This is a genomic window from Alcanivorax sp. HI0044 (assembly GCF_001634945.1).
In genome coordinates, this window is record NZ_LWEZ01000213.1 from 1 (window position 1) to 2,395 (window position 2,395).

The 2,395-nt window shown below is 59.8% G+C and carries 2 protein-coding genes and 2 pseudogenes; 3 read left to right on the forward strand and 1 reads right to left on the reverse strand.

Features of this window, described 5'->3' with window-relative positions; translation table 11 throughout:
* The 3 genes and pseudogenes from A3730_RS02545 to A3730_RS02555 all read left to right on the forward strand — a co-directional run.
* Nucleotides 1-373, forward strand: a pseudogene (locus tag A3730_RS02545) (polynucleotide adenylyltransferase PcnB); the annotation flags it as partial.
* Nucleotides 373-891 carry a 2-amino-4-hydroxy-6-hydroxymethyldihydropteridine diphosphokinase gene (gene folK, locus A3730_RS02550; protein ID WP_063520254.1) on the forward strand — a complete coding sequence of 173 codons (519 nt, stop codon included), beginning with the start codon at nt 373-375 and terminating at the stop codon, nt 889-891. The pseudogene A3730_RS02545 and the gene folK, both read left to right, overlap by 1 nt.
* A complete protein-coding gene (locus A3730_RS02555) occupies nt 860-1,561 on the forward strand; it encodes a deoxynucleoside kinase (protein WP_063520253.1) in 702 nt (233 codons plus the stop codon). Before folK ends, A3730_RS02555 begins: the two co-directional genes overlap by 32 nt.
* 228 nt (nt 1,562-1,789) lie before the next feature.
* Here the strand turns inward: A3730_RS02555 and A3730_RS02560 are convergent.
* A pseudogene (locus A3730_RS02560) lies at nt 1,790-2,233 on the reverse strand (3-methyl-2-oxobutanoate hydroxymethyltransferase); the annotation flags it as partial.
* Between the last annotated feature and the right edge of the window lie 162 nt (nt 2,234-2,395).

Sequence of the window (2,395 nt, forward strand, 5' to 3'; positions counted from 1 at the left end):
GCCGCCGGCCCAGGCACTGCACAAAGCCGCCACCCGCGCCCTCAACCAGCAAATAAAACACACCGCCATTCCCCGTCGCTTCTCCACCGTGATGCGTGAGATGTGGGAATTGCAGCTGCGTCTGGACAAACGGGCCGGGCGCCGCGCCGATGCGATGATGGAGCATCCTCGCTTCCGTGCCGCCTACGATTTTCTGCTACTGCGTGAGCAGAGCGGAGAGATCAAGGCCGGGCTTGGCGACTGGTGGACCCGCTATCAGGAAGAAGATGAAAGCGGCCGCCGGGACATGATCAGTCAGCTGGGCAACCAGGGGGGCGGCGGCAACAAACGCCGTCGCCGTCGGCGCCGCCCGAAGCCTGCTGCGGATAATTAATGCAGGCGTTCATAGGCCTTGGCAGTAATCTGGATCAGCCGGCACAACGGCTGATCAGCGCGCTGCTGGCCATGGCTCAGCTACCCGGAATCACCCTGCAGCACCACTCCCGCTTGTACAGCAGTGCCCCCATCGGCCCCCAGGACCAGCCCGACTACGTCAACGCGGTCGCCGAAGTACACAGCACGCTGACGCCCCACGCCCTGCTGCACAGCCTGCAGGCACTGGAACTGGCTGCTGGGCGACAACGCTTGCGCCACTGGGGCGAACGCACTCTGGACCTGGATATTTTGTTGATCGACGATCAGCCTATCGACAGCCCCGACCTCCAGGTACCTCACCCACAGATGCAGCGCCGCGCCTTTGTCCTGCACCCTTTGCTGGAAATCGCCCCGCACTGCCACTTGCCCGACGGCACTGCACTGGGTAGTTTTCTCAGTCAGGTAGCCGAACAAACGCTTTCACCGCTGGCAGAACTGGACCGCGATGCACTCATTGAACGAAAAGACCCTCACTGAACGGATTGAACAGCGCCGCACCGCCGGCACCCTGCCCCGCTTCATCGCCGTGGAAGGCCCCATCGGCGCCGGCAAAACCAGCCTTGCCAAGCGCCTGGCCATGACCTTCGGCTATGACCTGTTACTGGAACAGGCCGACGACAATCCATTCCTGACCCGTTTCTATCAGGACCCGGCTCGCTACGCCCTGCAGACCGAGCTGTTCTTTCTGTTTCAGCGTGCCGATCAGCTGCGCCAGATCCAGCAGCAGGACCTGTTTGCCGGGCCACGGATTGCGGACTTCCTGATCGACAAGAACCGGCTGTTTGCCCAGGTCACCCTGGACGAAGATGAATTCGAGCTGTACCGCAACGTGGACGATCACCTGACCGTGGACGCGCCCAGGCCGGATCTGGTGATTTACCTGCAGGCACCGCCCCAGGTACTACGCCAGCGCATCGGCCATCGGGGCAACGATTTCGAACAAGGCATCGCCAGCGATTATCTGGATAAACTCAGCAACGCCTATACCGAATTCTTCCATTTTTATGACCGCGCCCCGCTGCTCATCGTCAACGCGGCGGAAATCGATCTGGTCAACCACGACCGTGACTACCAGCAACTGATCAGCGAGTTGCTGGACATCCGCTCCGGTCGCCACTATTTTAACCCCCGGCCACTAGTGGACTGAGTTGAAAGTTCAAAGTTGAAAGTTCAAGAGCGCGGACAGGCGCATTGCCAGCTGCCCGCGAAACTTTTGACATGACCGCGGGCACAGCCTGTACGCAGCAACAGACTGGACCGCGTTTCAACTTTCAACTTTCAACTTTCAACTGATTTCCCTGGGAGGTATCCCATGTCCATCACCATTCGCACCCTGCAAAAACGCAAACAGGAAGGCGGCAAGTTTTCTGTGCTCACCGCCCAGCGAGTTCACCGCTTGCGGGGTCAGGCCCAGGTGGGCGCAGACAGGAATGCCGTTGCGATTCAGGATCTCAATGGCGTCGGCCAGCCAGGCGCTGCCTTCCAGTTTCACCATGTTGGCGCCGGCCTGCATCAGGGCAGTGGCGGCTTCCAGGGTACGTTCCAGGGTGGCGGCGCCCATAAAGGGAACATCAGCAATGACCAGGCTGCCCTGGTTGCCGCGGACCACGCATTCGGTGTGGTAGACCATTTGTTGCAGGGTCACCGGGACGGTGCTGGTCTGGCCCTGGATGACATTGCCCAGAGAGTCGCCGACCAGAATGGCTTCCACGCCCGCTTCGGAAATCAGCCTTGAGAAGCAGGCATCGTAGGCGGTGAGCACAGAAAACTTGCCGCCTTCCTGTTTGCGTTTTTGCAGGGTGCGAATGGTGATGGACATGGGATACCTCCCAGGGAAATCAGTTGAAAGTTGAAAGTTGAAAGTTGAAACGCGGTCCAGTCTGTTGCTGCGTACAGGCTGTGCCCGCGGTCATGTCAAAAGTTTCGCGGGCAGCTGGCAATGCGCCTGTCCGCGCTCTTGAACTTTCAACTTTGAACTTTC

What these genes read in the sequence shown, in the direction of transcription:
- folK (WP_063520254.1), top strand. Translation starts at nt 373, where the DNA reads ATGCAGGCGTTCATAGGCCTTGGCAGTAATCTGGATCAGCCGGCACAA.
- A3730_RS02555 (WP_063520253.1), top strand. Translation starts at nt 860, where the DNA reads ATGCACTCATTGAACGAAAAGACCCTCACTGAACGGATTGAACAGCGC.